Annotated in this window: 10 protein-coding genes; 4 read left to right on the top strand and 6 right to left on the bottom strand. The window is 69.3% G+C overall.

Annotation, left to right across the window (positions count from 1 at the left end):
• Positions 1–32 precede the first annotated feature (32 nt).
• From ACWF94_RS05460 to ACWF94_RS05440, 5 genes are all read right to left on the bottom strand, one after another.
• Positions 33–1280: a tyrosine-type recombinase/integrase gene (locus tag ACWF94_RS05460; protein WP_453484927.1), complete on the bottom strand. Its 1248-nt coding sequence runs from the start codon at positions 1278–1280 to the stop codon at positions 33–35.
• 396 nt (positions 1281–1676) lie between these two features.
• A complete protein-coding gene (locus tag ACWF94_RS05455) occupies positions 1677–1904 on the bottom strand; it encodes a helix-turn-helix domain-containing protein (protein ID WP_453484926.1) in 228 nt (75 codons plus the stop codon).
• A gap of 271 nt (positions 1905–2175) precedes the next feature.
• Complete coding sequence (locus ACWF94_RS05450) at positions 2176–3777, bottom strand: ATP-binding protein (protein ID WP_453484925.1); 1602 nt, start codon at positions 3775–3777, stop codon at positions 2176–2178.
• 122 nt (positions 3778–3899) lie between these two features.
• Positions 3900–4379: an HNH endonuclease gene (locus tag ACWF94_RS05445; RefSeq protein WP_453484924.1), complete on the bottom strand. Its 480-nt coding sequence runs from the start codon at positions 4377–4379 to the stop codon at positions 3900–3902.
• A 116-nt stretch (positions 4380–4495) separates the two neighbouring features.
• Positions 4496–5041, bottom strand: coding sequence for a hypothetical protein (locus ACWF94_RS05440; RefSeq protein WP_453484923.1), 546 nt, complete (start codon positions 5039–5041; stop codon positions 4496–4498).
• Positions 5042–5275: 234 nt separating this feature from the next.
• Between ACWF94_RS05440 and ACWF94_RS05435 the strand changes: the two genes are divergently transcribed.
• Complete coding sequence (locus ACWF94_RS05435; protein WP_453484921.1) at positions 5276–6034, top strand: GntR family transcriptional regulator; 759 nt, start codon at positions 5276–5278, stop codon at positions 6032–6034.
• Positions 6031–6591, top strand: a complete 561-nt coding sequence (locus ACWF94_RS05430) for an AAA family ATPase (RefSeq protein WP_453484919.1) — start codon at positions 6031–6033, stop codon at positions 6589–6591. Before ACWF94_RS05435 ends, ACWF94_RS05430 begins: the two co-directional genes overlap by 4 nt.
• 2075 nt (positions 6592–8666) lie before the next feature.
• Here the strand turns inward: ACWF94_RS05430 and phoU are convergent.
• Positions 8667–9344, bottom strand: coding sequence for a phosphate signaling complex protein PhoU (phoU, locus tag ACWF94_RS05425; protein WP_453484917.1), 678 nt, complete (start codon positions 9342–9344; stop codon positions 8667–8669).
• A 200-nt stretch (positions 9345–9544) separates the two neighbouring features.
• On the opposite strand from phoU, the gene ACWF94_RS05420 reads away from it, so the two are divergent.
• Both ACWF94_RS05420 and ACWF94_RS05415 read left to right on the top strand, forming a co-directional pair.
• On the top strand, positions 9545–11173 hold the full coding sequence (locus ACWF94_RS05420) for an ATP-binding protein (protein WP_453484916.1): 1629 nt from the start codon (positions 9545–9547) through the stop codon (positions 11171–11173).
• On the top strand, positions 11170–11850 hold the full coding sequence (locus ACWF94_RS05415) for a response regulator (protein WP_453484914.1): 681 nt from the start codon (positions 11170–11172) through the stop codon (positions 11848–11850). Before ACWF94_RS05420 ends, ACWF94_RS05415 begins: the two co-directional genes overlap by 4 nt.
• Positions 11851–11941: the final 91 nt, after the last annotated feature.

Genomic DNA, 11941 nt, shown 5'->3' with positions numbered 1-11941 from the left:
CATGACCGTGCCGGTGGGCCGTCTGTGGGCCGTCAGGGTGCGTCGGGCCGCCCATCCGGTGCCGGATAGACAGCGGCTATGGCCTTCCGGGTGCGCTCCTGACTGCTTGGCATGAGGTGGGCGTACACCCTGAGCGTCAGACCGGGGTCGGAGTGCCCCAGGTACTCAGCGAGTGCCTTGATGTTCTCCCCGCCATCGAGCAAGGCAGAGGCGTAGAAGTGCCTCAGTGCGTGCATCCCGTGCTCGCGAGCGGCGGCGTACCCTTCGCCCTCTTCCGGCGGAGGGATGACTCCGGCGGCTGCCAGCGCGGGTTTCCACGCGTCCGTGTTGAGTTCGTTGCGCCAGACGTGGCCACCCATCGGCGCGGTGAAGATGAGCCGCTTGGTCACCATCGGTCCGCGCGCGGTCTTCCACGGAAGCGTGATGGCCACGGGCGGGAATCGCTTCATGTGCGCTCGCAGAGCGTCGGCCACCGGACCGGGCAGCGGCACGTCACGGAGCTTGCCGCCCTTGGGCGGGGCGAACACGGCTTTGCTGCGGCTGAGCTTGAGTTGCTGGACGACGTGAACCATGTCCGACTCGAAGTCAAGCGCGTCCACGTCGATCCCCAGAATCTCACCCTGTCGCATGCCGCATCCCGCCCCCAGGTCGACCGTCGCCTTGTAGCGTTCGGGCAGCGCCGCTTGGACTGCGAAGACGCGTTCAGCGGCCCAGGGCACAACGCGCTTGGTCTCCACTGTGGGCGGCTTGACCGACCGGGCAGCGCACGGGTTCCTGGCGAGCAACGCGTCGTCGACGGCCGCGCTCAGCACACTGCGGACATTCGAGTAGATGACCCTCGCGTACGAGCCGACTACGCCGGCCGATTCGAGCTGCCCCACCCAATCGCGGATGTGACCGGGCTGGAACGACCCGAGAGGGCGCGAACCGATGTAGGGGAAGGCGTGAAGCCTGAGCTGAGACTCCATGGCGAATCCCGTGTTCGGGTCCGCCCCGTGATGCGTGAGCCACTTCTCCGCGTACTGCTGGAAGGTGGTGCGGCTGGTCTTGGGGTCGATGTACTGGCCGCGTGTCATGTCGGTTTCGATGTTGCTGAGCCACTGGTCTGCGAGGCGCTTGTGTCCGTCGCGGAAGGACTTGGATTTCTCGGTTTTGTCGGGGCCGATGTATCGGGCGCGGTAGCGGAGTCCGGTTCCGTGGCGGTCGGTTTTGACCTTGACGGTCTTGCCGTTGGTGTCGGTCTCGGTCTTGTACCAGCGGTCTTGGATGTGGCCAGCCATGGGGGCTGTGTCCCTTCTGGGTAGCGGGGGCGCGGGTGGGCCCTGGTGGGGCCTGTCCGGCCGGTTTCGGGGTGTGCTGGGTGGGGCTCGCTGGTCGCTAGCGGCCTGATCAGGTGCGGTTTGGGTCGCTAGCGGGGTTGCTTGCGCTAGCGATGGCCGTTGCTTGCGGTAGCGGCCCTGTCCGGGGGTTCAGGGAGGCGGGGACCGGGGGGTGTCGGGTGGCCTCCTGAGGGGGTTTCCGGGGTCTGTGCGGGGGTGGGGTCCCTGGGTCCCTGGCGTCCCTGTGGGGGGTGTTTGCGCTGGTCGGGGCCGGTGGGTGGGGTCAGGGAGGCGGTGAGGGAGTTCTCCCTGTCTCCCTGGCCCCTCCCTGTCCGGGTCCCTGTGGGGGTCCCTGGCCTATGGGGCGGTTTCGGTGGCCTGTTGGGTGACCCAGGTGTGGACGGTGGTGGGGTCGTAGCGGAGGTGTTTGCCGATGCGGAAGCCGGGGGGCCCGGTGCGTTTCCTGCGCCAGGCGTAGACGGTTTCGATGGGCACGGTGAACATGGCGGCCAGGTCTTCGGGGGTGAGGTAGCGGTCCGGGAGCCCGGCCCGGAGGGCGGCGCGCGGGTCGGTGGTGGGGGCCATGGGTGGTGACTCCTCGTGTCCGTGGACGGGCGTGGGGGAGCGCGGGAACCGTGGCGAGGGTGGCGGTCCTGGAGAGTTGGTGTATGACAGCGTCCGCAGCGCCCCAGCGTCCGCACGGCCGTATCAGTGCAGGTCAATGGGGGTGAGAAGTGTGGACGCTGGTGCGGACGCTGTGGACTGTGGACGGCTCTAGCGTCCGCACCCCCTGGGGGTGTCCGGGCCACGGTCGCGCGGCCCGGACACCGGCCCGGTCGGGGCATGTTCAGGCTGGTCAGGTGGGGTCGTTGGCCCGCCCGGTGGGCGTCGTGTCGGGCCACAGGGGGTCTTGGTCGGGTGCGGACGCTGTGGACGCTGGTTCGTCGTCGGGTGGGGCTTGGGCCAGGGTGATGAGGCGGTGGCGGTGGCGGTCGCGGCTACGCTGCGTGTCATCCACGGTGATCCCGATCGACCGGAGCAGGGGGGCGAGCCGTTTGACGCGTCCGCTGGCGCGGGTGGCGTCCTTGGGCCAGTTCTGCGGCCGGACCACCGGGACGGGCAGCGCGTCGAGCAACTGTGCGGCGGTGCCCTGCCAAGCGCTGTGCTGGTCGACCAGATGCGCGATCGCCAGGGCGAACGGGTCGCCCTCCATCGCATCCGTGGCGACGTTCGCCGAGGTGGCGAGATAGTCGCCCAGGGTGTTCCAGCCCTGCGTCTGGTCCACGGCAGCCAGCACGCGGGCGAAGTCCGCCATGCGCGGCATGGAAGCGAGCCGCACCGCGGGCAGTACGGCGAGGACGCAGGCGAGCACATCGAACAGGGCCCCCAGGACAGCGGGCCGGACCGTCGCGAAGGTGGCGTCCAGCTCCTCCTCAGAGCGGCGCTGAGCGGACTCGATGAGCTGGAGGTCGAGCATGAGCACGCGTTCGGCGAGGTCTCCGGCCAAGGCTCCGGCGTCGATGGTGGTCAGCGCCAGCACCCGCCGGAAGGTGAGGACCACCACGTCGTCATCGGTGTACAGGGCGCGGTCGACGACCCCGTCACCGGTCACCGCCTTGCACAGGGTGTCCGAGAGCCACGGCGGGATGGTGGAGACGTTGTCCAGGCACAGGGCCCATGAGCTGAACGCCTGCCGTGACCACGCCTTCTCGTCACGCGGCGAACTGCGCTTGGCGGCCGGGGAGGGGTCGATGAGGTTGATGAACATCTGAGCCGCCTTGGACTTCCCCGTTCCCTGCTCGCCCTTGCAGACGAGGGCGGGGTGCGGGATGTCGGGGATCCAGGCCGCGACCAGCCACGCCACGAGCTGGCGGAAGGCGGGTTGGTCCATGTTGAGCAGGGCGTGCAGCTTGGCCAGTCCATCCCCGTCGAGTACCGGAGCGGGCATGGGGGCCATGGCGCCGGAGCGGCGGAAGAGGACCGGGGCCCGGTCCACCGTGTTCCAGCCGGTGGTGGTGACGACGACCGCGCGTCCGTCGGCGGTGCCGAGGTCGACCACGATCCCGCCGGACGGGTCGCGGCCGACCCGCAGGTGTACCGGTACGGGGTCGGTGTCCTCTGCGATGCCTTCCAGCACGGTCATGGCGTCCGCCAGGGCGGACTGGGAGGCGACCTCACCGGGGTAGGTGTCCGCGTACCGTCGTGCGAGGCGCTGGCGCACCCCCGCACGGCCTTTCAGCGGGAGCGCGATGTTCGGGCCGTCGACCGCGACCGCGTACGGGCGGCCGTCGGTGGACATGACGAACCGGTACCCCTCCCGCGCCAGGGCGACCAGCCGGGCGGCGGCAGACGGCTTCCGGTCGCCCGACCGGTCGGGCCCGCCAGTCGGGCGACCGGTCGGCCGACCGGCGTTCACCGGGTCGGGCCGCTTGTTCACGGCGGTCGGGTGGGTGTTCACGGGTCGGGTCGATCCGTTCACGGGGGTGGGCGGGTGTTGAGGCGGAGGGGTCGATTCAGGCAGGTCGGGCATAGATCGGTGGATGGTGCCGTTCACGGCGTTCACGGGTTGGGCGGGTGTGTTCACGCGGCGGCTTCCTGTCCGTACGGGGCCGACTCCAGACGGCTGTGACGGGGGTCGTCACGCAGGTCAGGGGTCGACCGTTCGCCCGCCGGGTCGGGCGGGTGGTGGGCCGACTCGGCGGTGTGGGCGAGCCGTGCCAGCGCGAGCCAACCGGCCCACCCGGCCGGGCCGGTGAACACCGGTCCGGCCGGGTGAACAGCGGGAGTCGACGCGGGGGCGGTCGGGTGGGCCGACTGGAGGATGAGCAGGGCGAGGGACAGCGGGAGTCGGTTGCCCTTGCGGCTGTTGCAGTCGCGGCAGGCGGGGGCGAGGTGGCCGACCGACCAGGTAGCGAACAGCGACAGGGGGGCGATGTGGTCGATGGTGAGCGGGCGGTTGGAGTGGAACCGGCGACGGCAGTACGCACACCGGTTGCGGAACAGCTTGGAGAGCTGCACCCGGCGGCGGTGCCGGACCTCGACCGTGGGACGGTTGACCACGCTCACCACTCCGGGCGGCGGGGGTGACGCCAGATCCCGCCCGGCCCGGGCGGGGGGATCAGGCCGAGGACGTACCCCCCCGGCGACGTGAGCGAACAGCGCACTCGTGGCCGTGTTCACCGGCACGCCCCGTAGCGAGCCCGGAAGGTACGGATCTCCGCACGCCGGTGGACCGGGCAGGTCATGCCGACCGGCGCGTCGTCGTCCTGCCATAGGTCGATCAGGCCGGTTCCCCGGCACGGGCACCCGCCATCCACCTCGGCAGCGCCGTTCCGGGTCCGTGCGGCATCCGTCATGCCGTCGTGCCAGATGTTCAGCGCGGCCGTCTCGGCGGCCCTCAGCAGTCGGCGCGCGTCCGGGAAACGCCGCTCATGCAGCGCCTGCACGGCGACGGTCACCACGCCGCTCAGCTCCAGCAGCCGCTGCCCACGGGCGAACAGCGCCCGCTCACGCAGCTCCGCCAGACCAAGCCGTCCGACACCCTGCACGATCCACCCGCTCACCCGCCCGCCGTCACCCTTGCGGAAGCGGAACCGCGTCGGCATGTCCGACGCGTACAACGCCACCATCCGCTCAGACCCCGTCAGACCACCGACATCGACCAACGAGAGCGCGGCCGTGACCTGTACCTCTGTCCGATCCGCGATGCTTACAGGCATCATGGAGACACCCCTTCAAGGGTCGGGGAGCGACGGCTTCACTTGCCGGTTAGGGCGTCGCTCCCTGCTTTGCCCTGGCTTTGGCCAGGGCCTTCGCGGTTGGTGCCACGGTCAAGGCATTGCGGTGCCCGATCGACCGATCCAACCGGCGAAGTAACCCTAGGGTTCCCTAGGGAACCCTAGGGTGTCAAGCGGTACGATAGGGAAGAGGTCCACTGAGACAAGGGAGCTGACGAGATGCCGGATCAGGCCGACAATCGAGCGCCGTACGCGCAGATTGCCGCCCACTACGCGGAACTGATTACGTCCGGCCAACTGCCACCGGGCTCACTTCTGCCAAGCATCAAGAACGTTTCGCGGGAGTGGGGCGTCAGTACTGCGACTGCCGAGAAGGCGTTGCGGAAGCTCCGCAGCGAAGGGCTCGTCAGGGGGATTCATGGCATCGGGACAGAGGTGCTGGATCGTCCCTCCCCGATGTCCTCAGGGTCTCAGCGCCAGGACCGAGGGCATCGCAGTGGGTCAAGTTGGGGATCCGGCGAACGGTCCGATTCTCACCGGGCCTCTGTGGTGTCGGCACCCACCGACGTGGCCCAAGCGCTGGACATTGAGCCTGGCTCCGATGTGATCAGACGATGCCGTGTGTATCGCGACAGGCACGGCATCGTGGCGCACTCCACATCGTGGATCCCTGCTGAGTACGGGAAACTGATTCCGCAACTTGCGAAGAGCGAGCGCCTGACCGGGGGAACCTCGCTACAGCTCATCGCGCAGGCGACTGGCCGACCGATCACTCATCGAATCGACACTGCGTCAGCGCGCCTACTGGTACCGGAGGACGCGGAACTCTTGGAGCTGGACCCTGCGAAGCCGCTGGGGGATCCGGTGGTCGTGATGACCGCGAAGTTCGTAGACAGCGAGAGCAACGTTGTGGAGTACGGCGTCGACCTCGGCAGCCCCGGCCGTACGTGGCAAACAGGATCGGAAGTCACCCAGTGACGACCGCTGACGGCACCCGCCGGCCGTTCTGCATCCTGATGGCGGGGCTCCCCGGCTCGGGCAAGACGACGCTATCCCGCGCACTGACAGCACGTGGCTTCGTCAGGCTGTGCCCAGATGAAGAGATGTGGCGTCGACATGGTGTGTACGGGGTCGACTTCCCCCGTGGCACCTTTCCGACCCTTGAGCGTCCGATCCTCGAAGAGGTCTCCACGGAGCTCCGGGAGCAACTCCGGGCCGGGCGCGATGTGGTGGTAGACCATGGCTTCTGGACGCCGGACGACCGTGCTCGGTGGCGGTCAATCGCGAGTGACGCAGGCGCAACCTCGGTGCTGGTCTACCTGGAAGTCGGTCACGAAGAACTCTGGTCGCGTGTGAACAGGCGGAACTCGCAGCATGAAGCCGATCCGAACTCGATCTACTTCTCTGAAAGCGACCTGATCCGCTACCGAACCCGGTTCGTACCTCCCGGACCAGGAGAGCCGCACCTCGTGTATACCGGCGACCTCGATTCGGCACTGAAGGCACTGGAAGAGGACGCCACGCCCCGTTCCTGACCTCACACCTTCACGGAATCGGAGCGAGACCAAGCAGGCTGATAGCGACGTTGTTGCGAGTCTCTAGCGGCTGCCCACCCCTTCAGAAGCCCCGGATTCCCCCGAATCTGGGGCTTCTGGAGTCTGCTTGCTAGGTGCTAGTCCGCTGGTCAGAGCTGGTGTGGGGTGCTAGTGGGGGTGCTAGACCTAGCAGCGACGGGTGCTAGGTCTAGCAGCGCTTCAGGGCGCGCGTTCGCGCGGAGGGATCGAGGGACCGCCCTTCGGGCGGGCGACCTTTGGCGGCTCGCTCCGCTCGCGCTGCGGCGACCGCCGTTCGGGGTACCGGGCGGTTGCGCGCTGTCCGTCCGGCGGGCGGCAGACGGCAACGAGCCGTGAAGCGGAATCTAGCGCCCCGTCCTTCGGTCTGCCCGGATCGGGGGCCAGCGTCCGCAGCGTCCGCACCTCTCCCCCTTAAGAGTCGTCTTGACCTGCACAGACGCTCTGATGTTGCAGAGTGTGACCGGACGCTGCGGACACTAGTGGACGCTGATGATTTTCTCTAGCGTCCACAGGATCTATGCAGGTCAACCCGTGTGCTCCCGACCGCGCGGACGCTGCGGACGCTATCTCTCCTAAATCTCTAGGATGAGAGGGGAGGGCAGCTAACCGGAATGACATCCGCCCCTCCCAGGAACGGCGCAACAAGCAAGAGGAGCACCACGGCCCCGGGGTGCTCCTCTTGCTGTTCCGCTTGAAACGCCACGCAGCCGGGGCGGGGGTGGTCTCTTCCCAAAGAGCCGTGGTGCGTGTGGCCTTCCAAGGCGGGCGAGTCCGCTCTCGCCGTGGAAGGCCACGGTTAGGGGGTGGAGCGGGCTGGAAGCTGACAGGCCGTGGGCATCGAAACCTGAAATCACCGCAGGTCCCAGGTGGTTTGGGCCGACATCGGAGCCGAAACCGATTTCGGGGCGAGCCGATACCGCACCCCAGTGCCGACACCGGACCGCCCCGCCCCTTCCACACGCACCACGGCTCTTTGGGAAGAGACCACCCGCCCCGGCTGCGTGGCGCTCTGACGGCCGCACGGGATCCCGCAGTCGCAAACCCCTACGCGGTGGCGTACGGGCCGTAGGCGGCCGAAGGGACGTCCGCCCGAGGGGCGGTCCCTCATGCTCTTTCCTGAGGGGGAGGGAGGCAGGGGGGTGTACTGAAGAGGGGCTGTGGAGGGGGTTTCAGGTGCCACCTCCCCCGCCTCCCCTCCCTCCCCCTAGGAGGGAAAGCGCAGGTGGGGCAGGGGAGGCAGTGCGGGGGAGGCCGTGGGGGGAGAACTCCCCACCTCCCCGGCTGCCTCCCCCCGCGCGCCGGACCCGATAGCGGGAGAGGGGACGCCCTCCGACCCCACCTCGTGGCCGGATTTCGCAGAGCTTCGCAGATGGGCCGCTAGCCGCTAACACCCTGTTCAGATGCCGTTCGAGCCGCTAGCAGGGTCGCTAACGCTAGCGACCCCGCCCGCTAGCGTTAGCGGCAGAACCGGGCCCATGGGGCGGGCCGTCTGTGGGCCGTCCGAGGGTGACCAACGACGGTCAACAACGACCAACAACGACCGCCCGACCACAGCTCAGACGCAGGTGAAGGGGCAAACCATGAGGTCGACATCGGGGCCGGTGAGACCCAGGGCAAGAAGTAGCCCCGTAGATCCGCCCACGCCCCTACGCAGCGGGGCCCCGCCCTCCTGGAGAGGGCGGGGCCCCGGGCGGTGCGGAGCGGCCCGGGGCGGGCCGCTCCAGCATCACAAGCGCCCTGGTCCGACGGAAGACCCTAGCCGCAGCTGCTCCCGCACTGGCACGGTGCACCCGACTGGCAGCCGCAGCCGCAGCCCGAGCCGCAGCCGCAGGCGCCGAGCAGGGGAAGGTGCGTCACCTCGGGGGTGGGGTCGTGCTGAGGGTCTGGGGTGGGGGATTCGGCCATGGTTGCCTCCTCAGGGGCGTACGAGCCGTACAGGACGTACGAGAGTTGCCGCCTCCGGCCATTTCACGCCCAGCGTGGCGGGCGCATCAACAGCGCGTGGAGGCACAGCGCACCCCCGCCCAGTCCGGGAGCTATGCGCCCTCCACCGGAGTGACCGGCTGGATCTCGTCCGCGTACTCACCCGTCACCAGGTAGACCACCCGCTTCGCCACCGACACCGCGTGGTCGGCGAACCGCTCGTAGTAGCGGCCCAGCAGGGTCACATCGACCGCCGTCTCGATCCCGTGCTTCCAGCGGTCGTCCATCAGATGCTGGAACAGCGTGCGGTGCAGCAGATCCATCTCGTCGTCGTCGGTCTCCAGCTGGAGCGCCAGATCGACGTCCTTGGTGATGATGACCTCCGCCGCCTTCGCCATCAGCCGCTGGGCGAGCTGCCCCATCTCCAGGATGGTCGCCTGGAGATCCTGGGGCACCGGGGACTGCGGGAAGCGCAGCCGGGCGAGCTTGGCCACATGCTGGGCCAGATCCCCCGAGCGCTCCAGATCGGCGCTCATCCGCAGCGAGGTCACGACGATCCGCAGATCGGTCGCCACCGGCTGCTGCCGGGCCAGCAGGGCGATCGCGCGCGCCTCCAGATCGTGCTGAAGGTCGTCTACCTTCTGATCGCCGGCAATCACACTTTCGGCCAGTTTCAGATCGGCGTCGAGCATGGCCGTGGTGGCGCGCCCGATCGCCGACCCGACCAGCCGGGCCATCTCGACCAGGCCCTCGCCGATCGAGTCCAGTTCCTCGTGGTACGCGTCCCGCATCGAGTTCCCTTTCTTAAGGTGAACAGAAGTCCGGATGGGGCTCTCGGACCCCCACGCTCCCACGTTCGGTCCGTAACGAGTCGAGGGGCGCCCGGTCAAATGAACCGGTTCCGTCCCCTTGGTGAACTCTGGGCGACGACTGCCCGGGCCGCCACCCGATTGGCTGTGAGCATGTCCGTGACCACGCATAACCTGGATGCATGGATGTGAACGCGGCGGTCGCCGCGGCAGCAGCGATCGCCGGTCTGTGCACCGGTGTCATCGCGATGCTGGCGTTCCGCTGGAGCGAGCGGGAGCAGCGCAGACCCACCCGCTCCTCGCTGCACACCGACGCGGCCCTGCCGCCCGGCGTCGATACGGTCCTGTCCGTGCTCCGCTCCTCCGCTGTCGTCCTCGACGAGAGCGACTCCGTCGTCAAGGCCAGTTCGGCCGCCTACGCCCTGGGTCTGGTCCGTGGCGGAAAACTGACGGTCGAGGCCATGCTGAACATGGCCCGCGACACCCGGCGCGACGGCGAGATACGGCAGGTCGAGCTGGATCTGCCCCGCCGGGGCACCGGCCGAGGCGAAGCCCTCGCCGTCTCCGCCCGGGTCGCCCCGCTGGGCTCCCGGCTGGTGCTCCTTCTGGTGGAGGATCTCACCGAGGCCCGCCGTATAGAGGCCGTACGGCGCGACTTCGTCGCCAATGTCAGCCATGAGCTGAAGACGCCCGTCGGCGCGCTCTCCCTGCTCTCCGAAGCGGTGATGGACGCGTCCGACGACCCCGAGGCGGTCTCCCGCTTCGCGGGCCGGATGCAGATCGAGGCGACCCGGCTCACCAGTCTCGTCCAGGAGCTGATCGACCTCTCCAGGGTGCAGAACGACCATCCGCTGGACGACGCCGAGCCGGTATCGGTGGACGAACTGGTCGCCGAGGCCGTCGACCGCTCCCGGCAGCCCGCCTCCACCAAGCAGATCACCATGGCCGTCGGGGGCACGCCCGCGGGCACGGAGCCCGGGGACGGCACCGCCGATCTCTATATCTGGGGTCACCGAGGCCAGCTCGCCGCCGCCCTCGGCAACCTCGTCGAGAACGCGGTCAACTACTCACCGGCCCGCACCCGCGTCGGCATCTCCGCCCGCCGGATCCCCGCGCCGGGCGGCCAGTCCGGCGGCTCCGGCGGACTGATCGAGATCGCCGTCACCGACCAGGGCATCGGCATCTCCGAGAAGGACCGCGAGCGCGTGTTCGAACGGTTCTATCGCGTCGACCCCGCCCGCTCCCGCGCCACCGGCGGTACCGGCCTCGGGCTGGCGATCGTCAAGCACGTGGCCGCCTCGCACGGCGGGGAGGTCACCGTATGGAGCTCGGAGGGTCAGGGGTCCACCTTCACCCTGCGGCTGCCGGAAGCCGGTGCCGTACGGGACCGGCCGCCCGGCCGCACAGCGAAGACCCCCGCGCCGGACGTGTCCCCGGGGCCGCAGTCACCTCCGCGCCCGCTCGCCACCCCTGACCCGGACGCCCACGCGTACTCCGGCCCGCAGCCGCCTCCGGGCCCGGCCGCCCCCGCTGGCCGGGACCCGCACGCGTACTCCGGCCCGCATCCACCCCCCGGCCCCGGCCAGGACGCGCCTTCCGGCCCCGACGCCCATGCGTCCCCCGGCCGGGACGCGCCCCCGGGGCCGGAGCCGCCGGCCACCGGCACCGGCACCGGTACTGCCACCGCATACGCGCACCCGGCCACCGGCCCCGAACCACCCATCGCACCGAGCCGCCCCGGCCCCCAGGGCGCCCGGTCCCATGCCACCGATCCGCACACCGAGATCACTGCCCCGGAGGTCCTTCCGTGACCCGAGTGCTCGTCGTCGAGGATGAGGAATCATTCAGCGACGCCCTGTCCTACATGCTCCGCAAGGAAGGCTTCGAGGTCGCCGTCGCGACCACGGGCCCCGAGGGACTCGATGAGTTCGAGCGCAACGGCGCGGATCTCGTCCTGCTCGACCTGATGCTGCCCGGACTGCCGGGTACGGAGGTCTGCCGCCAGCTGCGCAACCGCTCCAACGTTCCGGTGATCATGGTGACCGCCAAGGACAGCGAGATCGACAAGGTTGTCGGGCTGGAGATAGGAGCCGATGACTATGTCACCAAGCCCTTCTCCTCCCGGGAGCTGGTCGCCCGCATCCGCGCGGTCCTGCGCCGCCGTGGTGAGCCGGAGGAGGTCAGTCCGGCGGCCCTGGAGGCCGGTCCGGTCCGGATGGATGTCGACCGCCATGTGGTCACGGTCTCCGGCGGCAAGGTCGACCTTCCGCTGAAGGAGTTCGACCTGCTGGAGATGCTGCTGCGCAACGCGGGCCGGGTGCTCACCCGGATGCAGCTGATCGACCGGGTCTGGGGCGCCGACTATGTGGGCGACACCAAGACCCTGGATGTCCACGTCAAGCGTCTGCGGGCCAAGATCGAGCCGGACCCGGGCGCGCCGCGCTATCTGGTGACGGTCCGCGGTCTGGGCTACAAGTTCGAGCCGTAGACCGCACCCCCGCCCCCGATCGGCGCCGGGGGCGGAGTCAGAGCGGCAGGGTCGGAGAAGCTGATACGAGGGCGCCCCACCGGATTCCGGT

It is taken from the genome of Streptomyces sp. NPDC055078 (assembly GCF_053607985.1).
Note: the sequence above shows the minus strand (reverse complement) of the source record. Positions and strands in the feature narration are given on the sequence as shown.

Coding starts and splice junctions, on each gene's coding strand:
- ACWF94_RS05460 (WP_453484927.1), bottom strand. CDS start 1,280: ATGGCTGGCCACATCCAAGACCGCTGGTACAAGACCGAGACCGACACC.
- ACWF94_RS05455 (WP_453484926.1), bottom strand. CDS start 1,904: ATGGCCCCCACCACCGACCCGCGCGCCGCCCTCCGGGCCGGGCTCCCG.
- ACWF94_RS05440 (WP_453484923.1), bottom strand. CDS start 5,041: ATGATGCCTGTAAGCATCGCGGATCGGACAGAGGTACAGGTCACGGCC.
- ACWF94_RS05435 (WP_453484921.1), top strand. CDS start 5,276: ATGCCGGATCAGGCCGACAATCGAGCGCCGTACGCGCAGATTGCCGCC.
- phoU (WP_453484917.1), bottom strand. CDS start 9,344: ATGCGGGACGCGTACCACGAGGAACTGGACTCGATCGGCGAGGGCCTG.
- ACWF94_RS05420 (WP_453484916.1), top strand. CDS start 9,545: ATGGATGTGAACGCGGCGGTCGCCGCGGCAGCAGCGATCGCCGGTCTG.